The following is a 25,490-nucleotide window of genomic DNA, read 5'->3' as shown; positions in this document are numbered from 1 at the left end:
CGTCGCGCGGATCGAACGACGCGGCACGGCACACGCGTGCGGACACGCCGCGCCCTTGGCTGGCGCGACGGCACGACGCTTCCGGCGAGGAAGCGGAGGCGGAAAGACTGGACATCTGAAGGGTCCTGAGGTCGGGCCGTCCATGCAACGGGGGCGACCGCCAAAGGCGGTGCCTGGCGCTCCGGGACACCCCGCCCGGCGCGGCTGCTTGGACCTCGGGTCGATGGCAGGTCTCCTGGCTCGCGGGTCGCTATTCGCACCGGCCTTCCCGGTTTCCCAGTGGCTTGGAGTAGTGCGGATTCGCCGCTCACAGTTGCGGGGGCAGCCGCAGATTCGAGGCGCTGCCTCTCCTGCGTTCCCTTTTGATCCCGTCTCCGGGAACCATCAGCGCGCAAGCGTAATGGCGAGCGCTCCGGCGCGTCAATTGGCGAAGCGCGCGGGGATGCGAAAAAACGTCAGTGCTCGCCGGATTCTTTTCCAAATCCTCGCTTGCGAGACATGAGGACCCCTTTACTTTACATCTGAGGAAAGGGCGCACTGGCCGCGCGGCAATTGCGGCGGAACCGGCTCGGCGCGACGCCCGTCCATCGCACGAACGCCCGCCGGAATGCTTCCTCGCCGCCGAACCCGAGATGCGCGGCGATCCGCGCGACCGGCCAATCGGACTCGCGCAGGCAGCGTCGCGCGACGTCGGCGAGACACTGCTCGCGCAACGCGTGATAGCCGCTGCCTTCGGCCGCCAGCCGCCGTCGCAACGTCGCCTCGCTGACGCCGAGCCATGTCGCCAGCGCCGCAAGCGCGGGCAGCGCCTGCTCGCGCGCGAGCGCCGCGTCGAGAAAGCCGCGCACCTGCTGCGCCCATGACACGACGGCCGGCGCCGCATCGATCAGACGAAACGGAAAATCGACGAGGAATGCGGCCAGTTCGCCCGGCTGGCGGATCACGCGGGCATCGAGCCGCGCGGCGTCGAATGCGAAGCCATAGGTTTTGCGGCCGACATCGACCGGCGCGTTGAACAGCCCGAGCAGCGGCATCGCGTCGTCGCGGCGCGGATGGCCGAGCCAGACTTCGTCCGGTCGAAGTGGCTGCCCGATCAGCCAGCCGAACAGCTGCAGATAGCAGAACAAGCCCGTCAGGTCGACGAGGCACGCGGCCGGGCTGCGCGTGCGGCGCAGCGAATCCATCCGGAACGTCGCGCGCCCGTCGCGCACCGCGAGCGACAGCGCGCCGGCGCGCGGCGTCAGCATCTCGCAGAATTCGGCCGCGCAGCGGATCGCGTCGGCGAGCGTCGCGCAACTGAGCAGGCAGCGGCACATCAGGTCGACTTCCTGCTTGCGCATCGGCGGATGGCCGTTGCCGCGCGCAACCTGCGCCTCGAGCCGCTCGATTGCGTCGCGGTACAGCGCGACGAAGCCGCTGGGCGTCGTCGACGCGACGTCGGCGGCCGGCGTCGTCAGTCGTTCCGCCGGCGGTGCGCCGCTACGCGTCAGCTCGTCCAGCAGGCGGGCGCCGAGGCCCGGCAGCATGCGGCCGCGTGCCGGCATTGCGCGCTGTTTCATCTCTCTCCCGATCTGAGCGTTACGACAGGGGCCGGTGAGCGGGCCGGTAGGGGTTCGCCGGCCGTCGCCACGCAAGAATGCTATCCACGCCGGCCGCTTCCGGCCTCGCCGGAACGGCGTAGGCGACCGGCATCGCATTACGCCGCGAACTTCTCGAGACGACCCGCGAATGATCCAGATCGTAGACGAAATCACCCTCGCGCCCGAGCGCATTCCCGACGTGCTGGCGCTGCTGCGCGACCGTTATTTGCCGGGCCACGCGGCGCGCGGACTGACGGCGGCCGGCCGCTGGGTGTCGCCGCCCGTCGCGGTGCCGGGGCAGTCGAGCACGCTGTGGCTGACATGGCGGGTTGCCGATGCGGCGGCGTACTACCGGATGCGCGCGCTGACCGACGGTGACGTGGTCGCGTTCTGGATGGCCGTCGACGCGCTGTGCGACGCCCGCCGCCGCCATGTGATGACGGACGCCGATGTACCGCTGCCTGCGCTGACGGAGGTCGACCATGCGGCATGACACGGCGCAGATATTCGCTTCGGCGACCGACGATGCCGGCGCGTTCGAACGTGCATTGCGCGACGCCGCGCATGCGTTGCCCGGCGCGACCCGCGTGGCGCTCGCGCGCAATCTGGACGGCTGCTGGAACGCGGGCGACTACACGCTCGACGTGCTGCGCGACGAACGGGCGGTCGACCACGCGCCGGACTTCACCGCGCTGGCCCGCATACCGGGCGTCGTGCGGATCGACGGCGCCGCATGCCGGGCGGTCGGCGGCGGCCTGCGCGAGCCGGCGCTGCGCGATGGCGTATGGCGCACGCTGATGCTGCGCGTGCGGCCGAAGGCCGACGAAGCACAGGTGCGCGACCTCGAGCGCGAACTGCTGCGCATGCCCGCGTTCATGCCCGGCATCCGCAACTGGCGGCTGAGCCGGATCGTGACGCCGGGTGCGTGGACCCACGTCTGGCAGCAGGAATTCGCGCACGTCGGCGATCTGCTCGGCGAATACCTGCTGCATCCGTATCACTGGGGCTGGGTCGACCGCCGCTTCGACGCCGAAAGCCCCGACTGGACGGTCGATGCGATCTCGCACGCGTTCTGTCCGCTCGCGTCGAGCCTGCTGGCCGACACGGCCGCGTGACGCGCGGCGCACGCGAGCTGCCGCCATGCAAACGACAACCCTGGAGACACCACCATGCGAGCCTTGCTGATCGACCGCGTCGGCCATTCCGACGCGCTGCGAATGGCCGACGTTCCCGCACCGAGGCCGGGCCCCGGCGACGTGCTGATCCGCGTCGCGTACGCGGGCGTCAATCCCGCCGACTGGAAATGCCGCGAAGGCTATCTCGGCGCGTTCATGCAGATCACGTTTCCGTTCGTGATCGGCTTCGACGCGGCTGGTGTGGTCGAGGCGGTCGGCGAGGGCGTGGAAGGTTTCGCGCCGGGGATGCGCGTGTTCGCGCAGACCGACGTCGGCGCGGGGCGCTGGGGCGCGTATGCGGAATACGTCGCGGTGCGGCACGACTCGGTCGTGCGCCTGCCCGACGTGGTCGGCTTCGCGGAAGCGGCCGCCACGCCGACGCCCGCGCTGGCCGCGTGGGCCGGCCTGTTCGACGACGGCGCGCTGCGTGACGGGCAGACCGTGCTCGTGCACGGCGGCGCGGGCGCGGTCGGCACGTTCGCGATCCAGCTTGCCGTGCAGGCGGGCGCGCGCGTCGCGGCGACATGCTCGGCCCGCAATCGCACGCGCGTCGAGGCGCTCGGCGCGGCGGCGAGCATCGACTATCGCGCGCAGGACATCGCGGCGGCCGTGCGGGCGTGGGCGCCCGGCGGCGTCGATCTCGTGCTCGATGCGGTCGGCGGCGACACGCTGCCCGATGCACTCGACCTGCTGGCACCGGGCGGCACGCTCGTGAACATCATGACGCTCGCGGCCGGCGATGCGGAGCGGCTGGCCGCGCAGGGCGCCGAAGCCGCGCGGCGCGGCCTGCGCACCGCGATGACGTACAGCCGGATGCCGAGCGGCGCCACGCTGGCGGTGATCGCGGAACGGCTCGGCCGGGGCGTGCTGCGCGTGCCGCGCTTGGACAGTTTCCCGCTCGAACAGGCGGCGCGCGCACTCGATCTCGTTCAAACGGGCGACGCGAAAACCAAGTTCGTGCTGCACGTTGCGGATATCGCGGGCTGACACGGAACGGTCCGCGCACGACACCCCTTTACCGGAGACATCATGACCGACACCCGAACCGCGACGCTCGCGGGCAAATGCGCGCTCGTGACCGGCGCGAGCCGCGGCATCGGCCGCGCGATCGCGCAGCGCCTCGCGTCCGAGGGCGCGACCGTCGTCGTGACGGCGCGCAGCCTCACGCAATCCGCGACGACCGCCGGCACGCTCGCCGAAACCGTCGCGCTGATCGAGCAGGCGGGCGGCCGCGCGATCGCGCTGGCGGCCGATCTGTCGAACCCGGCCGAGCGCGACGCGCTCGTCGGACGCGCGGCGCAGGCGGCCGGCGGCCTCGATATCCTCGTGAACAACGCGGGCGTGGCCGACTACGCGCGCGTCGACGCGATGCCGATGACGATGTTCGACACGACGATCGAGCACTATCTGCGCATCCCGTTCGCGCTGAGCCAGGCCGCGATTCCGCTGATGCGCGCGCGCGGCGCCGGCTGGATCGTAAACGTCGGCTCGGTCACGGCGCTCGCGCCGCCGCGGCCGTTCGACGATTTCTCGCGCGCGGGCGGCGCGACCGTCTATGCGGCGGTCAAGGCCGCGCTGTCGCGCTTCACGCAAGGGCTCGCGGCCGAGCTCGAAGCCGACGGCATCGCGGTGAACCTGGTCGCGCCGAGTACCGCGATCCGCACGCCGGGCGCGGCCCGCTACATCCCCGAAGGCTATCCGACCGAGGACGTCGCGTATCTCGCGGAAACCGCGCTCGCGCTGTGCAGCCTGCCGGCAAGCGAGCGCACGGGCCTCGTCGCGCACAGCCTGCATTTCCCGCTGTCGCAAGGGCTCGCGGTGCGCTCGCTCGACGGCCGCTCGCCGTTGCCGCCACCCGTGGTTCCCGCGTACGCGCATCCGCGCATCGACCCGACAGGACTTTGACATGACGACTTCGATTCGCTTCGACGGCGGTACCGCCGTGATCACCGGCGCGGCCAGCGGTATCGGCAGCGGGCTCGCGCGCCATGCCGCCGGGCTCGGCATGCGCGTGGTGCTGGCCGATCTCGACCCGGCGAAGCTCGACGCGTTCGCCGCGACGCTCGACACCGACGTGCTGTGCGTGCCGACGGACGTCAGCCGCCCGGAAGCTGTCGACGCGCTGGCCGACGCCGCATGGCGGCGCTTCGGCGGCGTCGACCTGCTGTTCAACAACGCGGGCGTGATGGCGACCGGCTTCAGCTGGGAAATCACGCCGGAACGGTTCGAGCGCAGTTTCGCGATCAACGTGCACGGCGTGCTCAACGGGATCCGCAGCTTCGTGCCGCGCATGCTCGAGCGCAACGTGCCCGCGCGCATCGTCAATACCGCGTCGGTGGGCGGGTTCCTGCCGAGCCCGTTGATGTCGCCTTACTCGGCGACCAAATTCGCGGTGGTCGCGCTGACCGAATCGCTGTACGGCGAATTGAAGATGCTCGGCGCGCCGGTCGGCGTGTCGCTGCTCGCGCCGGGCCCGGTGCAGACGGGCATCTTCAACGACCCGTTCGGCGCCGCGCACGACCGGCCCGAAGTGCAGGGCTTCGTCGACACGATGCGCGCGATGCTGAACGCGCACGGGCTCACGCCCGACGCATTCGCGGCGCGGGCGTTCGACGGCATTCGCGACGGGCGTTACTGGCTGATTCCGCAGCCGGAGACGATCGACGGCGCGCTGCAGCGGCGCACCGCGGACATCCTCGCCGCGCGCGATCCGTCGCTTCCGTCGTTGTGATGGGGGGACGCGGGCCGGCCGACCGACGCGGCCGGCTCGCGCAAGGTTACATGTGCGTGCCGGCGCGCGTGCGGCCGCCTGGTTCGCCGCCGCGGTCGGGCGGCGTATTGTTCTGATCGATCTTCGCGAGCACGAAGCCGGCATGCGGCAGCGCGGCGGGCGAACGGTGGGCGGCCTGCGCGACCGCGTCGTGCGGCAACGTGGCGGAAAGAACGGATGACGTCGCGCCCGGTTGAGCGAACGCCGTGAGGGATGCTGCCGCGAGGGCGGCGGCGACGATCGCGTGCGTGTTCATGGCGACTCCTTCTTCACGACTGACTGCGGGACAACGCATTCAGTCTAGGGCGCGAAACTTAACGCGGCGTGAAGGAGCGGCGGCGCGCGGATGACAGGATGTTCATGCGGTCATCCGCGCGCCGTGACGGTCACGCGGATGCGGCGACCAGCGCGCAGAAGTTCTCGAGATCGACGTTGCCGCCGCTGATCACGATGCCGACGCGCTTGCCTTTCAGTTCGTCCTTCATCCGGCGCGCGGCCGCGAGCGACAGGCAGCCGGTCGGCTCGACGACAATCTTCATACGGGTCGCGAAGAAGCGCATGCAGTCGACCAGTTCCGCGTCGGTCGCGGTCAGGATGTCGTCGACGTCGCGCCGCAGGATCGGGAACGTCAGGTTGCCGAGGTGCTGCGTCTGCGCGCCGTCGGCGATCGTGCGCGGCGTGTCGATGTGGACGATCGACCCGGACCGGAACGATTGCTGTCCGTCGTTGCCGGCTTCCGGCTCGACGCCGTACAGCTTCGCTTGCGGCGACAGCGCGCGCGTCGCGAGCGCCGTACCCGACAGCAGGCCGCCGCCGCCGAGCGGCGTGAACACGGCGTCGAGCGGCCCGACTTCGTCGAACAACTCCTTCGCCGCCGTGCCCTGGCCCGCGATCACGTCCGCGTGGTCGTACGGCGGCACCAGCGTGAGCCCGTGCTGCTCCGCAAGCGCGCGGCCGATCTGCTCGCGGTCCTCGGTATAGCGGTCGTAGGTCACGACGTTGCCGCCGTAGCCGCGCGTCGCGGCCATCTTCGCGGCCGGCGCGTCCTGCGGCATCACGATCGTCGCCGGGATGCCGAGAATGCGCGCCGACAGCGCGATCGCCTGTGCATGGTTGCCGGACGAGAACGCGACGACGCCGTTGCGGCGCTGCGTCGCGTCGAAGCGCGACAGCGCGTTGAACGCGCCGCGGAACTTGAACGCGCCCATGCGCTGCAGGTTCTCGCACTTGAAGAACACCTGCGCGCCGAGCGCTTCGTCGATCGTTCGCGACGTCATCACGGGCGTGCGGTGCGCGTGGCCGTCGAGCCGTGCCGCGGCGGCCGCGACGTCGTCGTAGGTGGGGAGGGTCGGAGTGTTCATGAGTCGCTCGTCGGAAGAGTCGGTCAACAGGGCGCGCGTCCGTCACGCGCAGGGTCATTTCGCATCGTTGTATACGGTGGCGCGCGATACGCCGAGGTGCTGCGACACGATTTCCATCGCGCGCCGCACCTCAAGGAAGCCGTCGGCCTTCAGCGTCTGCATCAGCTCGCGGCGCTGGTCAGTCTTCAGCTCGCGCGGCGTGGTCGCGAGGCGCGTCGCGAACGCGTCGATGCGCTGCCGGATCGCGTCCGCGCCGGCCGGGTCGAGCGTTTCGGCGACCGGCGCGCCCTCGGTGCTGCAGAACTGGTTCAGCATCCCCTGGAAACCGCGGAACAGCGTGACGTCCGCGTTCAGGCACAGCGCGGCCACATAGCGGCCGCTCGAATCCTTGATGCCGATCGACGTGCTTTTCGCGGTGCGGCCGTCGGCGAAGCGGTTCGCGTAGTTCGCGAGGACCTGCGGGAAGTCTTCGTCCTCGATGCGCGCGAGCCCGAGTTCGGTCGCCGGATCGCCGATCGCGCGGCCCGACAGGTTGTTGTGGATCGCGAGGATCGCGTGCTCCGGCGTGCGCAGGTCGTGCACGACGACTTCGGTGAACGGCGCGAACATCGCGCCGAGCCCTTCGGCGATGCGCAGCACCTGCTCGATCAGCGATGCCTGTTCCGACTGCGGCCTGGGGCGGGGCGTGGTCATGTATTGGCCTCGAGCGCGGGCGCGTCGGTCGTTTCCGGGCGCGTGATGTCGGCCAGCAGCGGGCGGGCGATCCGCACGTAGTCGGACGCGTCGAGCACGACCGAGCGGTCGAGGCGGCCCGCGTTGAACGCGATTTCGTCGTTGAGTTCGATCAGCGCGGGGTCGACGACGAGCGTCACGTTCGGGGCGAACACGAACGGCGGCACGGCGCCCATCACGCAGCGCGTGACCGTGGCGGCGAGTTCGGGCGGCGCGAGCGTCGCCTTGCGGCGGCCGACCGCGTCGGCGACCTTGCGGAAATCGATCTTCAGATGGCCGGGGATGACCGCGAGCGCGGTGATGTCGCCGCCGTCCTTGAACGTGCAGAGCATCGCCTTCGCGCCCTGTTCGGGACGCGTGCCGCGAATCGCGGCGATCACGTCGCATTTGCCTTCGGCCGGGTGGTCCAGCACGCGAAACCGCGCGCCGGAGGTGTTCAGCAGCTCGCACAGCGCGTCGAAAACGGGATAGTCGCTCATGTCGATCCGGGCAGGAGGGGGGGCGCATCGCGGTACGCGGCGACGGCGCGCTTCGGTTCGCCGTCGATGAATTGTCCAAGTATAGACGTTTTGTCATGTGCGTGGCAAAGGCCCGACGCATGGGCCGCCGTGTTTGTCATCCCACCAACTGCCGAAAGGCCGTTTCATATCGCGGAATGCGTGGGAAATTCCCGCCGCGCGGCCGTCCCGCCGCTTGAAAACCTGTTTTGCATCGCAAAACGCATTGCTTATCTCATTGAAAAACAAGCGAAATTTATATCTTATGTCTTATATAAGACTTCGCCGAAAGCGCATCGGGCGGCGTTACTATTGAGTCCATGCAGTTCGCTTCGTCACACGGAGCGGGCACGCTGAACCCTTTACTCAAATGCGCTTCGTTCCCAGGAGATTGACATGTCCCAATATCAAGACGACATCAAGGCAGTGGCTGGCTTGAAGGAAAACCACGGCAGCGCGTGGAATGCCATCAGCCCCGAGTATGCCGCCCGCATGCGTGCCCAGAACAAGTTCAAGACGGGCCTCGACATCGCCAAGTACACCGCGAAGATCATGCGCGCCGACATGGCCGCGTACGATGCCGATCCGGCCAAGTACACGCAGTCGCTGGGTTGCTGGCACGGCTTCATCGGCCAGCAGAAGATGATCTCCATCAAGAAGCACTTCAACAGCACCGAACGCCGTTACCTGTACCTGTCGGGCTGGATGGTCGCCGCGCTGCGCTCGGAGTTCGGCCCGCTGCCGGACCAGTCGATGCACGAAAAGACCTCGGTCAGCGCGCTGATCCGCGAGCTGTACACGTTCCTGCGCCAGGCCGACGCACGTGAACTCGGCGGCCTGTTCCGCGAGCTGGATGCCGCGAAGGACGCCACTGCCAAGGCCGCCATTCAGGAAAAGATCGACAACCACGTGACGCACGTCGTGCCGATCATCGCCGACATCGACGCCGGTTTCGGCAACGCCGAAGCGACGTACCTGCTGGCCAAGCAGTTCATCGAGGCGGGCGCGTGCTGCATCCAGATCGAAAACCAGGTGTCCGACGAGAAGCAGTGCGGCCACCAGGACGGCAAGGTCACCGTGCCGCACGAGGACTTCCTCGCGAAGATCCGCGCGATCCGCTACGCGTTCCTGGAGCTGGGCGTGGACGACGGCATCATCGTCGCCCGTACCGACTCGCTCGGCGCCGGCCTGACCAAGCAGATCGCCGTGACCAACGCGCCGGGCGACCTGGGCGACCAGTACAACGCGTTCCTCGACTGCGAAGAGCTGTCGGCCGACCAGCTGGGCAACGGCGACGTCGTCATCAAGCGCGACGGCAAGCTGCTGCGTCCGAAGCGCCTGCCGAGCAACCTGTTCCAGTTCCGCGCCGGCACGGGCGAAGCACGTTGTGTGCTCGATTGCATCACGTCGCTGCAAAACGGCGCCGACCTGCTGTGGATCGAAACGGAAAAGCCGCACATCGCGCAGATCGGCGGCATGGTCAGCGAAATCCGCAAGGTCATCCCGAACGCGAAGCTGGTGTACAACAACAGCCCGTCGTTCAACTGGACGCTGAACTTCCGTCAGCAGGCGTACGACGCGATGAAGGCAGCGGGCAAGGACGTGTCGGCATACGACCGTGCGCAGCTGATGAGCGTCGAGTACGACGAGACCGAACTGGCCAAGCTCGCCGACGAGAAGATCCGTACGTTCCAGGCCGATGCGTCGCGTGAAGCAGGTATCTTCCATCACCTGATCACGCTGCCGACGTATCACACCGCCGCGCTGTCGACCGACAACCTCGCGAAGGAATACTTCGGCGAACAGGGCATGCTCGGTTACGTGGCCGGCGTGCAGCGCAAGGAAATCCGTCAGGGCATCGCGTGCGTCAAGCACCAGAACATGTCCGGCTCGGATATCGGCGACGACCACAAGGAATACTTCAGCGGCGAAGCAGCGCTGAAGGCGGCGGGCAAGGACAACACGATGAACCAGTTCTCGTAATCGTCATACCCGCGGCACGACGCCAACCCGTTCATGACGGGTTGGCGTTTTTTTTATGCGCGCACGGCCTTCACGACGTACTGGCTCGTCGGCACCACGTCGATCTTGTCGAAATCGATGAAGCGTCCGCAGCTGTCCATCATCTCCGCGACGTTGCGCTGGAACTTCTCCTCGTCGCCGACCGCATCGAAGAACGCGTACGGATCGGTCATCGCCGCGGCCGGGAAGCACTCCTCGACGATCGCGTCGTAGCCGGGCGCCGCATGCGTGAGCGCACGCACGATCACGTTCTGCACGTACAGGAAGTTGTCCTGCGTATCGATCGCGACGCGTGTGTGATGGCCGTGCCATACGTCGAGCCATGCTTCGTGCGTGAGGCGCGGCGGGCGCTTCAGGAACGCGAGCTGCGAGAAGCCGCTCGTGCGCTCGCCGGGCCGCGCCGGAAAGCGCGTGTTCGGAATCGGCTGCGACTCCGTGACGAGATACGCGGCCATGTGCGGGACGATCGCGCGCACCGCGTCGTCGAACGGCTGACGGAACATCGGGTTCGCGCTGTCGATCCACATCGCGACGATGCCGTCGATGCCTGGGTGCGTGTTGGTCTGCTTCAGGCCGGCGGCCGATGCGACATCGGCGTCGGCAACGTTGACCTGCACGCCGTGCGCCCCTAGCGACAGCAGCTTGTCGGCGAGCTGAGCGCGCACGCCGCGGCTCCATTGTTCGGGCGCGGCCTGCGCATCGCGCCACAACACGTAAATGACTTTCTCCATTGCTCCGGCTCCAAAGGAAATGACGAGATCGGCGGCGCTGCCGCCGGGTTTCAGGAAGCGTTGACGGCCGGATCGGTCGCACCGGATGCGTCTTGCGCGCCCGGTGCGAAGCGGTTGGCGGTCAGCGTGAACGACGGCGGAATCGGCGACGTTACGGTTTCGAACAGGCGCTCGTGACGCGTCGCGTGAATGCGCCACACGCCGTCGCGCTTCACGTACTGGTCGTCGTAGAACGCGGTGCCGTGCAGCAGGTAGTTGTCCTCCAGATTAATCGCATGATCCTCGAGAAACCACACGCCGCACGCATGATCGGCGGACACCAGCGTGAGCTCGGGGTGGTGGCCGTGATGCATCGTCAGGAAGGTCGGCTTGCCGATCAGTTCGCGCAGGCTGGACACGAACGCGTCGCGGCCGTCGTACGCGTAACGGCCGCCGTACAGGCGCGCCTCGCAGTCCTCGGTCAGGCATTGCGCGAGCAGCGACCAGTCGTGCGTGTCGACCGCGCGGAAATACCGGTACTTCAGCTGGCGGATCTGCTCGTACTCGTGGAGCGTGCGGGTCGTCTCGTCCATCGCCGTGTCTCGTGGTGGTGTCATTCGATGGTAGGAACGAACCCGCCTGTATCACATCGTCTGTTCGGACGAACGCCGCGGGGGCTGCGTTCAACCTCGCCGATACACGGCATCGGGGTTCATCCAAACAGGTGATGGCCTGCCTTCCTTGCACCTGTAACGTGGCGTCGACGCGGCTTCGATCCGCGCACACGAGACCAAGGAGACGGCATGACCCCGATCGAACGAATGGAAGCGCGCGTGCGCAGGCTGGAGGACGCCGACGCGATCCGCCGCCTGAAGGCGCGCTACTTCACGTGCTGCGACCGGAAGGATCCGCAAGGGATGCGCGACTGCTTCGCGCACGGCACCGTGCACATCGACTACGGCCGGATCGGCACGTTCGACCACCGCGACGCGCTCGTCGACGTGTTCGAGCGGCTCGGCTGCCACCCGCACATCGTCGAGATGCACCACGGCGTGAATCCCGACATCACGGTGCTCGACGACACGCATGCGCGCGGCACGTGGGGCCTGCATTACCAGATGCTCGACACGAATTCACGCACGCTCACGCAGCTCGGCGCGACCTACGACGACGAATACCGGAAGGTCGACGGCGAATGGAAGATCGTGAGCACGCGCTGCGTCGTCACGTCGACGCTCTCTGCCCGCTACGACGGCGATGCGCCTGGCGTGCTGTTCGCCGGCGCGCAACCGCCCGCCGCGTGACGACGCGCACTACCCACGCAGGTTGAAAAGCAATCCTCAGGAGACATCGAACATGGCACAGAACAACGAGGCGCCGGTCGCCGTCGTGACGGGCGCGTCGCGCGGCGCGGGCAAGGGCATCGCGCGCGCGCTCGGTGCGGCCGGCATGAACGTCTACGTGACGGGCCGCTCGCAGAACGAAGGCGACGCACCGCTGCCCGGCACGATCCACGAAACTGCGCGCGAGATCGACGCGCTCGGCGGCCGCGGGATCGCCGTCGCGTGCGACCACGCGGACGACGCGCAGGTGAAGGCGCTGTTCGAGCGCGTCGAACGCGACAGCGGGCGGCTCGACATCCTCGTCAACAACGCGACCTACCTGCACGACCAGTTGATCGTGCCGGGCCCGTTCTGGGAGAAGTCGCTCGACCTCGTGAACATCCTCGATGTCGGGCTGCGCTCGGCGTACGTCGCGAGCTGGCACGCGGCGCCGCTGATGGCGAGGCGCCGCAGCGGGCTGATCGCGTTCACGTCGTCGTTCGGCGCGAGCTGCTACATGCACGGTGCCGCGTACGGCGCGCAGAAGTCCGGCGTCGACAAATTCGCGAAGGACATGGCCGTCGACCTGAAACCGTTCGACGTCGCGGCCGTGTCGATCTGGATGGGGCCGCTGCGTACCGAACGCACGACGCGCGTGTGGGACGAGCATCCGGATCTCTACAAGGAATTCTCGCTCGTTGCGGAAAGCCCGGAATTCACCGGCCGCGTGATTCATGCGATCCACGCCGATCCGCAGCGCATGGTGCTGTCGGGGCAGGTGCTGGTCGGCGCGGAAGCCGCGCTGCAGTATGGCATCGCGGATGTCGACGGCAAGCAGCCGCCGTCGTATCGCGAACTGCTTGGCGGGCCCGTGCAGGCTCATCCGGCGATCGTCGCTTAAGGAGTGCAGATGGGCATCCTCGAAGGCAAGGTCGCGCTCGTGACGGGCGCGGGGCAGGGCGTCGGGCAAGGCGTCGCGCACGCGCTCGCGGCCGAAGGCGCACAGGTGGCCGTGGTCGGCCGCACGCGCGACAAGCTGGTCGCGACCTGCGACGCGATCCGCGCACGCGGCGGTATCGCGGAGCCGTTCGTGTGCGACGTGATGGACGCCGCGCAGATCGCGCGCTGCGTCGATGCGGTCGTCGAGCGGTTTCGCGGCGTGCAGATCCTGATCAACAACGCGCAGGTCGTGCCGCTCGGCCGCCTGCTCGACGTGACCGACACGGATTTTCTCGCGGGCCTCGAGTCGGGGCCGATCGCGACGCTGCGAATGATGCGCGCGTGCCATCCGCATCTGAAGGGCGATGGCGTGATCGTCAATTTCGCGTCGTCGGCCGCGGTGCGCTGGGACGCGTCGGGCTATGGCGCCTACGCGGCGACCAAGGAAGCGATTCGCGCGCTCACGCGTGCGGCGGCATGCGAATGGGGCGCCGACGGCATTCGCGTGAACGCGGCCGCGCCGCATGCGCTGTCGCCGGGGCTGAAGGGCTGGATCGACGCGAATCCGGACGAAGCGGCCGCGTTCTTCCGCACGATCCCGCTCGGCCGCGTCGGCGACTGCGAGCAGGACATCGGGCGCGCGATCGTGTTTCTCGCAAGCCGCGACGCCGCGTACCTGACCGGTGCGACGCTGCCGCTCGACGGCGGGCAGGCGTACTGGGGCTGACGGCGAACGCGAAGCACATCAAGGGCCGGCACCGAGGCGCGTGGCAGTGCGTCGCGGCCGGCAAACCGGAATCGGAAAGCATCGCGGAGAGAACGACATGGGTCGACTGGAAGGAAAGGTGGCGATCGTCACGGGCGGCGCGCGCGGGATGGGCGCCGCGACATGCAGGCTGTTCGTCGAGCAGGGCGCGCGCGTCGTGATCGGCGACGTGCTCGATGCGGAAGGCGAGGCGCTTGCGCGCGAACTCGGCGACGCGGCACGCTTCATGCGGCTCGACGTGAGCGACGAGGCGAACTGGGCGCGTGTCGCCGATGCGACCGTCGAGCAGTTCGGCCGCATCGACGTGCTCGTGAACAACGCGGCCGTGCTGATGTTCGGCGCGATCACCGAATTGTCGAAACGTGATTTCGAGCGCGCGGTGTCGATCAATCTCGTCGGCACGTTCGTCGGCATTCGCACGATCGCGCCGCGCATGATCGCGCAGAAGAGCGGGTCGATCGTCAACATCTCGTCGGTGGACGGGCTACGCGGCGTGAACGCGCTGGCCGCCTACGTATCGAGCAAATGGGGCGTGCGCGGCCTGACGAAGGTGGCGGCGCTCGAACTCGGCCACCAGGGCGTGCGCGTGAATTCGATCCATCCCGGTGGCGTCAACACAGCGATGTCGAATCCGACCGGCGCGCCGCTCGACGAGATCAACAAGCACTACACGCACGTGCCGCTGCAGCGCGTCGGCTTGCCTGACGAAATCGCGCGTGCGACGCTGTTTCTCGCGAGCGACGAAGCGTCGTACTGCAACGGCGCCGAACTCTCCGTCGACGGCGGGATGGCGGCAGGCGCGTATTACCCCGGATTGCCGGGCGCGCCGTTTTGAGCGGTAGCGCACACGACGCATGCGCGATGGATGTTTGTGTGCGCAACCTAATTCAGGGTTTGCCTGAGTAGCGAAAACACGAATCTGCGCCGCGACCGTTCGCGTGCATCGCATGCGAACCTGTCGCGCGATTTTTCCGTTTTCGCGAAACCCTTGCAGGACGGACGTTCCAGCCGTTTCGTCCCCAAAGCTCACGCGTCGGTGCAATAAAAAGAACGCGCCGGCAAGCGGCATGCCGGCGTGTCGTCACAGTTGTTTCTTGTTGCAACGCAACGCCCGCCCGATAACGGCGATGGTATGCTGGCCGGCATGGAGTTGTACGGCAGGTTGCTTGCATGGCGAAACTCGCGTTCGCACGCTCATACGAGACATCACATTCTCTCGCCCGCATCGCGGCATCGACACGCGCTCCGCTCGCGTGTCCCGCCTTGCGCGTCGCTGCATCCTGCGCTCCGACCGCATTCCCCATCTCGCGGGCGCGTCCCGCATCCCCCATCCCCGCCCAATAGTCTGGAGACATTTCCATGTCGCAAAACAATCTGGCCGAAGCGACGCACGGCCCGCTGATCGCTCCCCCGGCATTCGTCAAGCATCGCAAACTGATCGACTGGGTGTCGCGTATCGCGGCGCTCACGGAGCCGGACCGCGTCGTCTGGTGCGACGGCTCGCAGGAAGAAAACGACGCGCTGTGCCAGGCGATGGTCGATCAGGGCACGCTCACGCGCCTGAATCCGGCGAAGCGCCCGAACTCGTATCTCGCGCAGTCCGATCCGTCCGACGTCGCGCGCGTCGAGGACCGCACCTTCATCTGCACCGAATCGCCCGACGACGTCGGCCCGACCAACAACTGGATCGCGCCGGAAGAAATGCGCGAGACGCTGAACGGTCTGTTCCGCGGTTCGATGCGCGGCCGCACGCTGCACGTCGTGCCGTTCTCGATGGGCCCGCTCGGCTCGCCGATCGCGCACGTCGGCGTCGAGCTGTCCGACAGCCCGTACGTGGCCGTGAACATGCGGATCATGACGCGCATGGGCCGCGACGTCTACGACGTGCTCGGCGAGGACGGCGAATTCGTGCCGTGCGTGCACAGCGTCGGCCATCCGCTCGAAGCGGGGCAGAAGGACGTGCCGTGGCCGTGCAACCCGGTCAAGTACATCGTGCACTTCCCCGATACGCGCGAGATCTGGAGCTTCGGCTCGGGCTACGGCGGCAACGCGCTGCTCGGCAAGAAGTGTTTCGCGCTGCGCATCGCGTCGACGATGGGCCGCGACCAGGGCTGGCTCGCCGAACACATGCTGATCCTCGGCGTGACGTCGCCGGCCGGCAAGAAGTATCACGTCGCGGCGGCGTTTCCGTCCGCGTGCGGCAAGACCAACTTCGCGATGCTGATCCCGCCGCAGGGTTTCGACGGCTGGAAGGTCACGACGATCGGCGACGATATCGCGTGGCTGAAGCCGGGGCGCGACGGGCGCTTGTATGCGATCAACCCGGAAGCCGGCTTCTTCGGCGTCGCGCCGGGCACGGGCGTGAAGACCAATCCGAACGCGATCGCGACGCTGAAGGAAAACGTGATCTTCACGAACGTCGCGCTGACGGAAGACGGCGACGTGTGGTGGGAAGGCCTGACCGACACGCCGCCCGCGAAGCTGACCGACTGGCAGGGCAATCCGTGGACGCCGGAGATCGGCAAGGAAACCGGCCGCAAGGCCGCGCACCCGAACTCGCGCTTCACGGCGCCGGCATCGCAATGCCCGTCGATCGACGCGGACTGGGAAAATCCGGCCGGCGTGCCGATCGACGCGTTCATCTTCGGCGGCCGTCGCTCGACGACCGTGCCGCTCGTGACCGAGGCGCGCGACTGGATCGAAGGCGTGTACATGGCCGCGACGATGGGCTCGGAGACGACCGCCGCGGCTGCCGGCCAGCAGGGCGTCGTGCGCCGCGACCCGTTCGCGATGCTGCCGTTCTGCGGCTACAACATGAGCGATTATTTCGCGCACTGGCTGAAGCTCGGCAAGCAGATCGAAGGCGCCGGCGCCACGCTGCCGAAGATCTACTGCGTGAACTGGTTCCGCAAGGACGCGAACGGCAAGTTCGTGTGGCCGGGCTTCGGCGAGAACATGCGCGTGCTGAAATGGATGCTCGATCGCCTCGAGGGCAACGGCGGCGGCGGCGACCATGCGTTCGGTGTATCGCCGGCCTATGACGACCTGCATTGGGACGGGCTCGACTTCACGCGCGAGCAGTTCGAGGCGGTGACGTCGATGAACGCCGGCGAATGGCGCGAGGAACTGAAGCTGCATGCTGCGCTGTTCGACACGCTGAAGCTGCGTCTGCCGACCGAACTGACCGACACGATGAAGAAGATCGAGCAGCGCATCGGCGGCTGACGATCCGGGTCGAAGCAACGAAGCAACGAAGCAACGACGTGGTGGCATGAACGTCCCGCAGCCGGCATGCATCGCCGGCGGCGGGACGTTTTGTTTCTGCTTCGTTTCAGCGTTGCGCGTGTCGCGCCGGCAGTGCGCCTACGCGCCGCAATGCGCGACCACTTCGTTCACCGCGCGCTGCACGTCGCCGCGCCGGTAGCGCAGCAGCGCGATATCGGCCGGATCGGGTTCGTACGACACGACGTTGCCGCGCCCCGTGTAGATCGCCATATCGGGCAGCAGCGGATGCTCCTGATCGAGCGACGGCACCGGCTGCGGATTGCCGGCCGCGCGAAAGAAGGCCGCGAAGTAGTCGGCGAAGCTCAGGTTCTCGTCGCCGACGAGATACGCCTTGCCGGATGCGCCGCGTTGCAGCGCGCCCCAGATCGCTTCCGACAGCGACTGCGTCGAGATGAAGTTGCTGCCGCCTGCCGGCCCGTACACCGGCAGGCCGGCGAGCTTGCCCTGCGCATAGCCCGTGTACGCGGCGAACATCTCGTTGCGCAGCCCAGGCACCGACCCGACGACGAACGGCGCATTGACGCTGCACACCGCGAACGACGGCGACGCGAGCGCGCGCACGCGTTCGTCGGCGAGATGGCGCGAGCGCACGTACGGCACCGTGTCGACGAGTGCCGGCGCGACCTGCGGATAGAAGCTGCCGACCAGTACCGCGCGCTTCACGCCCGCATCGCGCGCGAGCGCGAAGAAGCGCGGCACCGCGTCGACGTTCGCGCGTTCCCAGTGCGCGGCTTCGTCGGTGCCGGGCGGCAGGTGACGAATGTCGTTGCCTGCCGCGAACACGACCGCGTCGAACGGCGCGAGATCGTCGCGCGTGAAGTTGCCGGCCACATAGTCGCGCAGCAGCACGTCGAATTGCGCGAGCGCGCTGCCCGGCGCGGGCGGCTTGCGGGCGGCGAGCGTCACGTCGTTGCCTTGCGCGTGCAGATGCAGCGCGGCGTGGCCGCCGATGAGGCCGGTGCCGCCGATGATCAGGATTTTCATGGTGTCTCCGAGGGCGGCGCTGGCGCGCCGCATGAATTGAACCGACGATTGAACGAGTGAAGCCGCGCGGATCGGCGCTCAGAAGTTGAAGCCGTTGCCCGTGACGACCGGCATGTTGGTCCAGAAGCCGTTCGGGTCGCGATACCAGCCGGCCGCCGCGAGCGCGCCGCCGTCCACGTGCAGCGTCGTGCCGGTGACCCACGCGGCGAGCGGGCTCGCGAGGAACAGCGCGGCGCCCGCGATGTCGCCGGCCGCACCGAAGCGCCCGAGCGGAATCCAGCGCGGGATGTGCGCGCGATGCTCGGCCGCGACCATCGCGCTCACGGGCACCTGCGGCGTCTCGGTGGTCTCCGGCGCGATCTGGTTCACGCGAATGCCGGCCGGCCCGAGTTCGAGCGCGAGGCTTTTCGTGAAGCCGGTCAGCGCGGCCTTGAACGACGCATAGACGCTGCAGTTCGGAATCGCGCGGAAGCCTTCAATCGACGACACGCCGACGATGCTGCTGCCCGCGCCGCGCTTGCGCAGCAACGGTAGCATCGCGCGCGTGACGACGAACACCTGGCGCAGGTTCACGTCGAACAGCCGCGCGATGTCGTCGTCGGTATGGTCGTCGAACGGCTTCGCGATCTGCAGGAAATCGCCGACGTTGTTGACGAGCACGTCGAGGCCGCCGAAGCGTGCGTCGATCGTTCGCGCGAACGCGTCGACCTCGTCGCGGCGCGTGACATCCAGGGTGTCGACGAGCGCATCGACGCCCGCGGCTTCGAGCGCCTGGCGCACGTCCTGCGCGCGAGCGGGGTCGAGCTCGGCCACCGCGACGCGCGCGCCTGCCGCGCCGAATGCTTCCGCACACGCGCGGCCGATGCCCGCACCGCCGCCGGTGACCAGGATCGTCTTGCCGGTAAACGAAATCATCACAACACTCCTTCGAACGGAAAAGCCGCGAGCCGCATCACAGCGACGAAACGAGTTGCGCGTTGTCGATCCGCAGCTCCGCGCCGTTCACGAAGCGCGACTCGTCGGATGCGAGAAACAGCACGAGATTCGCGACGTCCTGCGGGTCGCACATGCGTGCCATCGGATCGTTGCCGATGCCGAGTTCGGCCGGATCGAGGCCGGGCATCAGCGCCTGCGTCATCGGCGTCCAGATGCCGTCCGGGTGGATCGAGTTGCAGCGGATCCGGTAGCCGCTGCGCTTGCAGTGCACGGCGACGCTGCGCGCGAGCGCCGTCACCGCGCCTTTCGAGCCGGTGTATGCGCACATCATCGGCAGGCCGCCGAGCGCCGCGACCGACGACATCATCACGATCGAGCCCGGCGTGTCGTTGTCCTTCATCGCGCCGATCGCGTACTTGCAGCCGAGGAAATAGCCGTCCGCGTTGACGCGCAGCACGCGCCGCCAGGTGTCGAGGCTCGTGTCCTCGATCGAACCGACCGGGCAGATCGCCGCGTTGTTGACGAGTACGTCGAGCCGGCCGAAGCGATCGAGCGTCGACGCGATCGCGTTCCGCCAGCCGTCCTCGTCGGCGATGTCCTGGCGCACGAACAGCGCCGTATCGCCGATTTCGCGCGCGAGCGCGCGGCCCGCATCCTCGTCGATGTCGGTGAGCACGACGCGCGCGCCCTCGGCGGCCAGCAGCAGCGCATCGGCGCGGCCGACGCCGCTCGCCGCGCCGGTGATCAGCGCGACCTTGTTTGCGACTCGATTCATCTTTGGGTCGATTTCCTGTGACGTTGAAAGAAGGCGGGCGGTCATGCGGCGCCCGGCGCGCGGCCGGCCTTGACCGCATCGAGCGCGGCCGCGCCGTAGATCTGCGCGATCGTGTCGTCGACGCGCGGGTTGGTGCGCAACTCGTGGCCGCCGTCGACCGCGAAGCTCTGGCCGGTGACCCAGCCCGATTCGGGGCCCGCGAGGTAGCGCACCGCATGCGCGATCGCATCCGGTTCGCCGAGCGTGCCGAGCGGAATCTGTTCCAGGAAGCTGTCGACCAGCGCACGGTTGTCGAACATCGGGGCGGTGGCTTCGGAGCGCGTGAGGCCCGGCCGCACCGCGTTCACGCGGACCTTCGCGCCGGCGAGTTCCTCGGCCGCGCCGCGCACCAGCGCCTCGAGCGCGGCCTTCGCGGTGCAGTACGCGGACAGCCAGCGGAAATTGATCTGCGCGGCCGTCGACGAGATGCAAACGATGGAGCCGCCGCCGCTGTCGGCGAGCCGCGGCGCGGCGTGACGGATCGCGGCGAACGCGCTGTGCAGGTTCAGGTCGATTTCCGCGCGGAAGCTGCCGGCGTCGTGCATCAGCAGCGGGCGAAACCCGGCACCGCCGACGGTCGGCACGACGATGTCGAGACGGCCGTCGAGCGCCCACGCGGTATCCAGCGCGGCCTGCAGGTCGGCGTCGTCGCAGGCGTCGCCGGCGTGGATCGCGACGCGGCTGCCGGGCACCGTGTCGGCAAGGCGCCGCTGCGTGCGTTCGAGCGCGTCGCGGCGGCGGCCCATCAGCGCGACGGCCGCGCCATCGGCCGCGAGCGCGTGCGCGCAGGCCGCGCCGATGCCGCCGGCGCCGCCCGTGACGAGCGCGGTGCGGCCGGCGAGGGGAAGGGGCGAGCGCATCGTTCAGCCCTCCAGCGGCAGGTCTTGCGACCAGTCGACGTGCAGCGTGCGCGCGGCGAAGCGCCAGGTGCCGCCGTCGAACACGCAGCGGTCGCGATAGCGCAGCCCCCAGTCGAGCTTGCGCTTCACGCCGTCGCGCACATACACGTGACACGCGACGCCATAGGTCTCGACATCGGCTTCGCCGCCGTCGAGCGTGACGAGCTGGTTGTGCACGTGATGCTGGGTCGTCTCGTAGCGCTCGATCACGCTCATTCCGGCGACGATCGCATCGCGGTCGTCGAAGCGGAAACCGGGGCCGTCGAGCTGCGCATCGGCGGTGAAGAGGGTGGCGAGGCGCGGCCAGTCGCGCCGGTCGACGGCTTGCGCGTAACGGCACGCAAGTTCGTACAGCGCGTGGCGGGGATTCGAATCGGTCATGCGGTACTCCCGTGAGTGAACGGAAAGCGTCTGCCGCGCCGCGAGCGCGGACGCGGCGGCATTGCGACGTCGACGCGCAGGTTCGCATCTGACCGATCGATCCTCATCATCCATACGGAGCAGGGTAAGGATCGGGGAAAACACCGGGACCGACGGCGCCGCAGCGTCCGATGCTGCGATGCAGTAGCGGATGCGCGGCATGCGCCCGACGGTGATGCGGCTGATCGCATCAAGCCAGGGCGGCCGGTTTGCGGGTCCCTCGGTCGGACCGGCCGCGCGGTAATGCTGCAACGCGACACGCCGCATAAAGCCTGCTTCGCGTTTGTCCCTAGTCGAAACGGACGATGGCCGGCGAGCCGGCGCTGGCTACCGTGCAGTCATCCGGTGCCGCTGCATGTGGCCGGTCGCCGGACACGAACCGCGATAGCGGCCAACCGGAGGGGACGACGATCATGAGACTCACGATTCGCAAGCTGTGCGTATTGGCGATGGGCACCTTCGCGGCCATGGCAATGGCGCGATATGGCGCCGAGCAGGTTCCGTCGCCGCCGTATGCGGCCGGCATCCTGCAATGCCGCTCGGTCGATTCGAACGGCCTGCCGACCGGTTGCGTACCGATCGATCCGTCGCACTTCGGCTTCGCCGCGCTGCGCGGCATGTGACGCCGGCGCGGCCGTGCGCCGCGCCGATTCGATGTCGCCCGGAAGCCGTCGCGATGCGGCGGCGTCCGGGCGGACACACCGGGGGGCACCGCGATACATGCGTCGCGTGGCGCGTATCCGGTTTTCCGTCGTCGTTCGAATCTCCCGCCCGCAACACCACGCGCGGCTCGCCTGCGCACGCTCGAACGCTCGCATCGACAACGCGCCGAGGTCCGCGTCGGGCCGCCTGCCCGCGGCGCTTCGCCGCGACCACCGTCTTTCACCGATTCCCTTCACGCAGAACCATTACGCGATGTCATCCGACTATTCCCTGACCCGCCCCCTGAACATCCGCGACGTGCCTCGCTGGGATGCCGAACACGACGTCGTGATCGTCGGCTTCGGCGCGGCCGGCGCGTGCGCGGCGATCGAAGCCGCGAGCGCCGGCGCCGATACGCTGATCGTCGAGCGCGCATCGAGCTACGGCGGCACGAGCGCGCTGTCCGGCGGCGAGATCTACCTCGGCGGCAGCGGCGGCACGCCCGCGCAGCGGCAGGCCGGCTTCAGCGACGATACCGAGGACCTGTACCGCTACCTGATGCTCGCGGGCGGCCGGGACGCGGACGAGGCGAAGGTGCGGCTCTACGCGAACGAGAGCCTCGCGCATCACGACTGGCTCGTCGCGCAGGGCCTCACGTACAAGAACACGTTCATCGCCGAGCGGATCGTCGAACCGGAAACCGACGACTGCCTGATCTGGTCGGGCAGCGAGGAGGCCTGGCCGTTCAGCGAGGCCGCGAAGCCGTGCCCGCGCGGCCACACGCCGCAATGGCCGGGCTGGGGCGGCGGGCAGATGCTGATGCGCGTGCTGGCCGAGCGCGTGCAGGCGCTCGGCGTGTCGACTCGCTACGACACGCGCGCGCTGGCGCTGATCGTCGACGATGCCGGCGCGGTGCGCGGCGTCGTGCTGCGCGCGTACGGCGAGACGGCATGCGTGCGGGCGCGCCGCGCGGTGATCCTGTGCGCGGGCGGCTTCGCGATGAACCGCGACATGGTGCGTCGGCACGCGCCGCAGTTGTTGCGCTCGGACGAACCGATCGGCAGCCCGGGCGACGACGGCTCGGGCATCCTGCTCGGCCAGAGCGCGGGCGGGGCCGCGATCCACATGGACCAGGGCTTCGTCAGCCTGCCGTTCTACGCGCCCGAATCGCTGATCCACGGGATCTTCGTGAACGCGCGCGGCCAGCGCTTCATCAACGAGGACGGCTATCACGGCCGCACCGGCCATCACGCGTTCCACCAGGCCGACGACCGGATCTACCTGCTGGTCGACCAGGCGACCTACCAGGAGCCGCCCGCGATCGCACGGATCGGCATCGCGGCGGCGGGCGAGACATGGGAGGAAGTCGAACGCGACCTGCAGATGCCGGCCGGCACGCTGACGGCGACCGTCGACGTCTACAACCGCCACGCGGCCGAAGGCGTCGATCCGCTGTTCCACAAGGCGAAGAAGTGGCTGAAGCCGCTGATCGAGCCGCCGTTCGTCGCGCTCGATTGCCGGATCGACTACGCGTTCTATCCGCATTTCACGCTGGGCGGGCTTGATACGCTGCCGACCGGGCAGGTGCTCGACGCCGCGCGCGTGCCGGTGGTGGGCCTCTATGCGGCCGGCCGTACGAGCTGCGGGCTGCCGCGCTGGGGCGCGGGGTACAGCTCGGGGCTGTCGCTGGCCGACGCGACGTTCTTCGGCCGGCAGGCCGGCCGTCATGCCGCGCGTTCGGGGGCGAGCGAGGCGCTGCGCAGCGCGGCGTAGCGTCGCCTGAACGGGAAAGCACGACGCCCCGGGCAACCGTGTTGCATCGGGGCGTCGTCGTTTCGGGCGGATGTCGGCGGAGCGTCGGCCGGCCGTCAGCCGAGATCGAGCGCGTTCGTCAGGTCGCCGGGCGGCGGCGCGCCGCGCGACGCGAATGCCTTGTCGCGCGCGGCGACGCCGTCGAGCGGCGCGAGCCCGTGCACGCGGCTGATGAAACGCAGGATCGAGTTCGTGTCGTACATCGTGTGGTCGACGTAACCCTTCTTCGCGAACGGCGAGATCACGAGCGCGGGAATCCGCGAGCCGGGGCCCCAGCGATCGCCGACCGGCGGCGCGACGTGATCCCACCAGCCGCCGTTCTCGTCGTGCGTCATCACGATCACGGTGTTCGCCCACTGCGGGCCGCGCCGGATGCGTTCGATCACGTTCGCGATGTGGCGATCGCCGGATTCGACATCCGCATAGCCCGCGTGCATGTTCAGGTTGCCTTGCGGCTTGTAGAACGCGACGGCCGGCAGGCGGCCCGCGTCGACGTCGGCGATGAAGTGGTTGGTCGACGGCTCGTCGCCGAGGCCCGCGTCGCGCAGGTGCTTGCGGCGCGCGTCGGTGCCGGGCGCGTAGTTCGCGAAGTAGTTGAACGGCTGATGGTGGTACTGGAAATCCGGCACCATGCCCGTATCGCGGTGCTCGACCGCGTATTGCCACGCGCCGCTGTACCACGCCCAGTCGACGTTCTTCTCCGACAGGCGGTCGCCGATCGTCGCATGGCCCTGCGGCGGGATCACGCGATGGTCGGCCGGATCCGCGTATGCGGCATTGCCAGGGTCGGCCGGCGGCACGTAGCTCGGCTGGTACGGCGGCGCCATCGTGTTGACGCCGTAGCCGTCGGGCGTCAGCGGCCCGTCGACCGCGAACTTCGGCGGGCCGTCGAGCGCAGAGGCCGGCGAATCGGCGGCGAGCGTCAGCCGCGTGCCGGCCGGATCGTCGCCGTCGACCTTCGACAGCAGCTTCGCCGCGTGCGAATGCTTGTGCGCATCCGGATAGATCGGCGGCTGCGCGGAAATCAGGAACATGTGGTTCAGCCACGAACCGCCGAAGGCCGCCATGAAGAAGTTGTCGCACAGCGTGTATTGCCGCGCGAGGTTCCACAGCCGCAGCGTGTCGGCGGAATTGCGGTAATGGCCCATCACGAGGCCGCCCGAATCGGCCCACGCGGCGAACTGGTTGTTGCGGCCCGCGGCGATCTGCATCTGGTTCTGATAGAAGCGATGCCACAGGTCGCGGGTGATCACGCCGTTCGGCAACGGCTTGCCTTGCGCGTCGGCGATCCGGAACGGCGCGTTCGGCAGTTTGTCGATGTCGCGCTCGGCGATCGCGTAGCGCTTGCCGTCCACTTCCTGCGCCTGCGGCACGAGTCCGCCCCAGATTTTCGGCAGGACGGGCAACGGCGTCTTGCCGTCGCGATCGAGCTGCTGCGCATGCTCGGGCCGCACCTCGCTCAGCGGGTAGCGCACACCGGGGAAGTCGCCGTACAGGTTCGCGAAGCTGCGGTTCTCCGCATAGATCACGACGATGTGGCGCACCTGCCGGCGCAGCGCTTCGTCGAGCCGCAGGTCGGCGGCGGAGCGCGGCGCGCTGCCCGGCGTGGTCTCGCAGCCGCCGAGCGCGACGCCCGCGCCGAGCGCGGCGAGGCCGCCGAGCATGCGGCGGCGGTCGGGATCAACGGGAAGGTCGTCGGGGCGATCGGGGGTGTCGTTCACGTCGTGAGCTCCTCGGATGGGCAGTTGTCGTTCGATGCGCGGCAGCGTCGCGCGGCCTGCCGCGACGCGGGACGGGACGCAACGGCCGGCGTCGCGCCCGGGC

At 68.6% G+C, this 25,490-nt stretch carries 26 protein-coding genes and 1 riboswitch; of the genes, 13 read left to right on the top strand and 13 right to left on the bottom strand.

Annotated elements, in window-relative coordinates:
• Positions 1 to 208: 208 nt before the first annotated feature.
• Positions 209 to 401, bottom strand: a riboswitch (cobalamin riboswitch).
• 114 nt (positions 402 to 515) lie between these two features.
• Positions 516 to 1,559: a helix-turn-helix transcriptional regulator gene (locus WS87_RS23415; protein ID WP_059819153.1), complete on the bottom strand. Its 1,044-nt coding sequence runs from the start codon at positions 1,557 to 1,559 to the stop codon at positions 516 to 518.
• A gap of 169 nt (positions 1,560 to 1,728) precedes the next feature.
• Here WS87_RS23415 and WS87_RS23410 point away from each other — a divergent pair, with 169 nt between their 5' ends.
• Genes WS87_RS23410 through WS87_RS23390 form a run of 5 tightly spaced genes read left to right on the top strand, consistent with a single transcriptional unit; the run spans position 1,729 to position 5,486 of the window.
• Positions 1,729 to 2,073 carry a hypothetical protein gene (locus tag WS87_RS23410; protein ID WP_059819152.1) on the top strand — a complete coding sequence of 115 codons (345 nt, stop codon included), beginning with the start codon at positions 1,729 to 1,731 and terminating at the stop codon, positions 2,071 to 2,073.
• The gene (locus WS87_RS23405) at positions 2,063 to 2,695 is read left to right on the top strand and encodes a Dabb family protein (protein ID WP_059819151.1); all 633 of its coding nucleotides are present in this window, start codon (positions 2,063 to 2,065) and stop codon (positions 2,693 to 2,695) included. The genes WS87_RS23410 and WS87_RS23405 overlap by 11 nt, the downstream gene beginning before the upstream one ends.
• A gap of 54 nt (positions 2,696 to 2,749) precedes the next feature.
• Positions 2,750 to 3,742: an NADP-dependent oxidoreductase gene (locus WS87_RS23400; protein WP_059819150.1), complete on the top strand. Its 993-nt coding sequence runs from the start codon at positions 2,750 to 2,752 to the stop codon at positions 3,740 to 3,742.
• 42 nt (positions 3,743 to 3,784) lie between these two features.
• A complete protein-coding gene (locus WS87_RS23395) occupies positions 3,785 to 4,660 on the top strand; it encodes an SDR family NAD(P)-dependent oxidoreductase (protein ID WP_059690163.1) in 876 nt (291 codons plus the stop codon).
• A 1-nt stretch (position 4,661) separates the two neighbouring features.
• Positions 4,662 to 5,486, top strand: coding sequence for an SDR family NAD(P)-dependent oxidoreductase (locus tag WS87_RS23390; RefSeq protein WP_059450361.1), 825 nt, complete (start codon positions 4,662 to 4,664; stop codon positions 5,484 to 5,486).
• A gap of 46 nt (positions 5,487 to 5,532) precedes the next feature.
• On the opposite strand, the gene WS87_RS23385 is transcribed toward WS87_RS23390, so the two are convergent.
• From WS87_RS23385 to WS87_RS23370, 4 genes are all read right to left on the bottom strand, one after another.
• On the bottom strand, positions 5,533 to 5,781 hold the full coding sequence (locus tag WS87_RS23385; protein WP_059819149.1) for a hypothetical protein: 249 nt from the start codon (positions 5,779 to 5,781) through the stop codon (positions 5,533 to 5,535).
• 130 nt (positions 5,782 to 5,911) lie between these two features.
• The gene (locus WS87_RS23380; RefSeq protein WP_059690160.1) at positions 5,912 to 6,886 is read right to left on the bottom strand and encodes a threo-3-hydroxy-L-aspartate ammonia-lyase; all 975 of its coding nucleotides are present in this window, start codon (positions 6,884 to 6,886) and stop codon (positions 5,912 to 5,914) included.
• Positions 6,887 to 6,940: 54 nt separating this feature from the next.
• Complete coding sequence (locus tag WS87_RS23375) at positions 6,941 to 7,579, bottom strand: helix-turn-helix transcriptional regulator (RefSeq protein WP_059819148.1); 639 nt, start codon at positions 7,577 to 7,579, stop codon at positions 6,941 to 6,943.
• A complete protein-coding gene (locus WS87_RS23370) occupies positions 7,576 to 8,097 on the bottom strand; it encodes a YbaK/prolyl-tRNA synthetase associated domain-containing protein (protein WP_059819147.1) in 522 nt (173 codons plus the stop codon). The genes WS87_RS23375 and WS87_RS23370 overlap by 4 nt, the downstream gene beginning before the upstream one ends.
• A 414-nt stretch (positions 8,098 to 8,511) precedes the next feature.
• Here WS87_RS23370 and WS87_RS23365 point away from each other — a divergent pair, with 414 nt between their 5' ends.
• Entirely contained in the window at positions 8,512 to 10,098 is a 1,587-nt protein-coding gene (locus WS87_RS23365) for an isocitrate lyase (RefSeq protein ID WP_059819146.1), read from the top strand.
• Between the two features lie 53 nt (positions 10,099 to 10,151).
• On the opposite strand, the gene WS87_RS23360 is transcribed toward WS87_RS23365, so the two are convergent.
• Both WS87_RS23360 and WS87_RS23355 read right to left on the bottom strand, forming a co-directional pair.
• Positions 10,152 to 10,868: an EthD domain-containing protein gene (locus tag WS87_RS23360; protein ID WP_059819145.1), complete on the bottom strand. Its 717-nt coding sequence runs from the start codon at positions 10,866 to 10,868 to the stop codon at positions 10,152 to 10,154.
• Positions 10,869 to 10,918: 50 nt separating this feature from the next.
• A complete protein-coding gene (locus WS87_RS23355) occupies positions 10,919 to 11,440 on the bottom strand; it encodes a nuclear transport factor 2 family protein (protein WP_059819144.1) in 522 nt (173 codons plus the stop codon).
• Positions 11,441 to 11,650: 210 nt separating this feature from the next.
• Here WS87_RS23355 and WS87_RS23350 point away from each other — a divergent pair, with 210 nt between their 5' ends.
• The 5 genes from WS87_RS23350 (at position 11,651) to WS87_RS23325 (ending at position 17,099) form a co-directional block, all read left to right on the top strand.
• The gene (locus WS87_RS23350; RefSeq protein ID WP_059819143.1) at positions 11,651 to 12,151 is read left to right on the top strand and encodes a nuclear transport factor 2 family protein; all 501 of its coding nucleotides are present in this window, start codon (positions 11,651 to 11,653) and stop codon (positions 12,149 to 12,151) included.
• A gap of 52 nt (positions 12,152 to 12,203) precedes the next feature.
• The gene (locus WS87_RS23345) at positions 12,204 to 13,070 is read left to right on the top strand and encodes an SDR family NAD(P)-dependent oxidoreductase (RefSeq protein WP_059819142.1); all 867 of its coding nucleotides are present in this window, start codon (positions 12,204 to 12,206) and stop codon (positions 13,068 to 13,070) included.
• A 9-nt stretch (positions 13,071 to 13,079) separates the two neighbouring features.
• Positions 13,080 to 13,835 (top strand): SDR family NAD(P)-dependent oxidoreductase, encoded by a 756-nt coding sequence (locus WS87_RS23340; RefSeq protein ID WP_059819141.1) that lies wholly within the window; start codon positions 13,080 to 13,082, stop codon positions 13,833 to 13,835.
• Positions 13,836 to 13,932: 97 nt separating this feature from the next.
• Positions 13,933 to 14,709: a glucose 1-dehydrogenase gene (locus tag WS87_RS23335; protein WP_059690153.1), complete on the top strand. Its 777-nt coding sequence runs from the start codon at positions 13,933 to 13,935 to the stop codon at positions 14,707 to 14,709.
• A gap of 524 nt (positions 14,710 to 15,233) precedes the next feature.
• A complete protein-coding gene (locus tag WS87_RS23325) occupies positions 15,234 to 17,099 on the top strand; it encodes a phosphoenolpyruvate carboxykinase (GTP) (protein WP_059819140.1) in 1,866 nt (621 codons plus the stop codon).
• Positions 17,100 to 17,237: 138 nt separating this feature from the next.
• Here the strand turns inward: WS87_RS23325 and WS87_RS23320 are convergent, their stop codons facing one another.
• From WS87_RS23320 to WS87_RS23300, 5 genes are all read right to left on the bottom strand, one after another.
• Complete coding sequence (locus WS87_RS23320) at positions 17,238 to 18,143, bottom strand: NAD-dependent epimerase/dehydratase family protein (protein WP_059819139.1); 906 nt, start codon at positions 18,141 to 18,143, stop codon at positions 17,238 to 17,240.
• A 78-nt stretch (positions 18,144 to 18,221) separates the two neighbouring features.
• Positions 18,222 to 19,058, bottom strand: a complete 837-nt coding sequence (locus tag WS87_RS23315; RefSeq protein WP_059819138.1) for an SDR family NAD(P)-dependent oxidoreductase — start codon at positions 19,056 to 19,058, stop codon at positions 18,222 to 18,224.
• A gap of 37 nt (positions 19,059 to 19,095) precedes the next feature.
• Positions 19,096 to 19,854: an SDR family oxidoreductase gene (locus tag WS87_RS23310; protein ID WP_059819137.1), complete on the bottom strand. Its 759-nt coding sequence runs from the start codon at positions 19,852 to 19,854 to the stop codon at positions 19,096 to 19,098.
• A gap of 41 nt (positions 19,855 to 19,895) precedes the next feature.
• The gene (locus tag WS87_RS23305; protein ID WP_059819136.1) at positions 19,896 to 20,753 is read right to left on the bottom strand and encodes an SDR family NAD(P)-dependent oxidoreductase; all 858 of its coding nucleotides are present in this window, start codon (positions 20,751 to 20,753) and stop codon (positions 19,896 to 19,898) included.
• Positions 20,754 to 20,756: 3 nt separating this feature from the next.
• Complete coding sequence (locus tag WS87_RS23300; RefSeq protein ID WP_059525569.1) at positions 20,757 to 21,173, bottom strand: nuclear transport factor 2 family protein; 417 nt, start codon at positions 21,171 to 21,173, stop codon at positions 20,757 to 20,759.
• A 452-nt stretch (positions 21,174 to 21,625) separates the two neighbouring features.
• On the opposite strand from WS87_RS23300, the gene WS87_RS23295 reads away from it, so the two are divergent.
• Entirely contained in the window at positions 21,626 to 21,835 is a 210-nt protein-coding gene (locus tag WS87_RS23295; protein ID WP_059525742.1) for a hypothetical protein, read from the top strand.
• 292 nt (positions 21,836 to 22,127) lie between these two features.
• On the top strand, positions 22,128 to 23,627 hold the full coding sequence (locus WS87_RS23290; protein ID WP_059819135.1) for an FAD-dependent oxidoreductase: 1,500 nt from the start codon (positions 22,128 to 22,130) through the stop codon (positions 23,625 to 23,627).
• Between the two features lie 95 nt (positions 23,628 to 23,722).
• Here the strand turns inward: WS87_RS23290 and WS87_RS23285 are convergent, their stop codons facing one another.
• Positions 23,723 to 25,387 (bottom strand): acid phosphatase, encoded by a 1,665-nt coding sequence (locus WS87_RS23285; protein WP_059819134.1) that lies wholly within the window; start codon positions 25,385 to 25,387, stop codon positions 23,723 to 23,725.
• Between the last annotated feature and the right edge of the window lie 103 nt (positions 25,388 to 25,490).

Source organism: Burkholderia sp. MSMB0856, assembly GCF_001524645.2.
Classification (GTDB): Bacteria; Pseudomonadota; Gammaproteobacteria; order Burkholderiales; family Burkholderiaceae; genus Burkholderia; species Burkholderia diffusa.
The sequence above is the reverse complement of the archived record's forward strand: the minus strand, read 5'-3'. Positions and strand labels throughout refer to the sequence as shown.

Bases quoted from the DNA above. Each gene is read 5' to 3' on its own strand.
- WS87_RS23415 (WP_059819153.1), bottom strand. From the start codon at position 1,559: ATGAAACAGCGCGCAATGCCGGCACGCGGCCGCATGCTGCCGGGCCTC.
- WS87_RS23410 (WP_059819152.1), top strand. From the start codon at position 1,729: ATGATCCAGATCGTAGACGAAATCACCCTCGCGCCCGAGCGCATTCCC.
- WS87_RS23405 (WP_059819151.1), top strand. From the start codon at position 2,063: ATGCGGCATGACACGGCGCAGATATTCGCTTCGGCGACCGACGATGCC.
- WS87_RS23400 (WP_059819150.1), top strand. From the start codon at position 2,750: ATGCGAGCCTTGCTGATCGACCGCGTCGGCCATTCCGACGCGCTGCGA.
- WS87_RS23395 (WP_059690163.1), top strand. From the start codon at position 3,785: ATGACCGACACCCGAACCGCGACGCTCGCGGGCAAATGCGCGCTCGTG.
- WS87_RS23390 (WP_059450361.1), top strand. From the start codon at position 4,662: ATGACGACTTCGATTCGCTTCGACGGCGGTACCGCCGTGATCACCGGC.
- WS87_RS23385 (WP_059819149.1), bottom strand. From the start codon at position 5,781: ATGAACACGCACGCGATCGTCGCCGCCGCCCTCGCGGCAGCATCCCTC.
- WS87_RS23380 (WP_059690160.1), bottom strand. From the start codon at position 6,886: ATGAACACTCCGACCCTCCCCACCTACGACGACGTCGCGGCCGCCGCG.
- WS87_RS23375 (WP_059819148.1), bottom strand. From the start codon at position 7,579: ATGACCACGCCCCGCCCCAGGCCGCAGTCGGAACAGGCATCGCTGATC.
- WS87_RS23370 (WP_059819147.1), bottom strand. From the start codon at position 8,097: ATGAGCGACTATCCCGTTTTCGACGCGCTGTGCGAGCTGCTGAACACC.
- WS87_RS23365 (WP_059819146.1), top strand. From the start codon at position 8,512: ATGTCCCAATATCAAGACGACATCAAGGCAGTGGCTGGCTTGAAGGAA.
- WS87_RS23360 (WP_059819145.1), bottom strand. From the start codon at position 10,868: ATGGAGAAAGTCATTTACGTGTTGTGGCGCGATGCGCAGGCCGCGCCC.
- WS87_RS23355 (WP_059819144.1), bottom strand. From the start codon at position 11,440: ATGGACGAGACGACCCGCACGCTCCACGAGTACGAGCAGATCCGCCAG.
- WS87_RS23350 (WP_059819143.1), top strand. From the start codon at position 11,651: ATGACCCCGATCGAACGAATGGAAGCGCGCGTGCGCAGGCTGGAGGAC.
- WS87_RS23345 (WP_059819142.1), top strand. From the start codon at position 12,204: ATGGCACAGAACAACGAGGCGCCGGTCGCCGTCGTGACGGGCGCGTCG.
- WS87_RS23340 (WP_059819141.1), top strand. From the start codon at position 13,080: ATGGGCATCCTCGAAGGCAAGGTCGCGCTCGTGACGGGCGCGGGGCAG.
- WS87_RS23335 (WP_059690153.1), top strand. From the start codon at position 13,933: ATGGGTCGACTGGAAGGAAAGGTGGCGATCGTCACGGGCGGCGCGCGC.
- WS87_RS23325 (WP_059819140.1), top strand. From the start codon at position 15,234: ATGTCGCAAAACAATCTGGCCGAAGCGACGCACGGCCCGCTGATCGCT.
- WS87_RS23320 (WP_059819139.1), bottom strand. From the start codon at position 18,143: ATGAAAATCCTGATCATCGGCGGCACCGGCCTCATCGGCGGCCACGCC.
- WS87_RS23315 (WP_059819138.1), bottom strand. From the start codon at position 19,058: ATGATTTCGTTTACCGGCAAGACGATCCTGGTCACCGGCGGCGGTGCG.
- WS87_RS23310 (WP_059819137.1), bottom strand. From the start codon at position 19,854: ATGAATCGAGTCGCAAACAAGGTCGCGCTGATCACCGGCGCGGCGAGC.
- WS87_RS23305 (WP_059819136.1), bottom strand. From the start codon at position 20,753: ATGCGCTCGCCCCTTCCCCTCGCCGGCCGCACCGCGCTCGTCACGGGC.
- WS87_RS23300 (WP_059525569.1), bottom strand. From the start codon at position 21,173: ATGACCGATTCGAATCCCCGCCACGCGCTGTACGAACTTGCGTGCCGT.
- WS87_RS23295 (WP_059525742.1), top strand. From the start codon at position 21,626: ATGAGACTCACGATTCGCAAGCTGTGCGTATTGGCGATGGGCACCTTC.
- WS87_RS23290 (WP_059819135.1), top strand. From the start codon at position 22,128: ATGTCATCCGACTATTCCCTGACCCGCCCCCTGAACATCCGCGACGTG.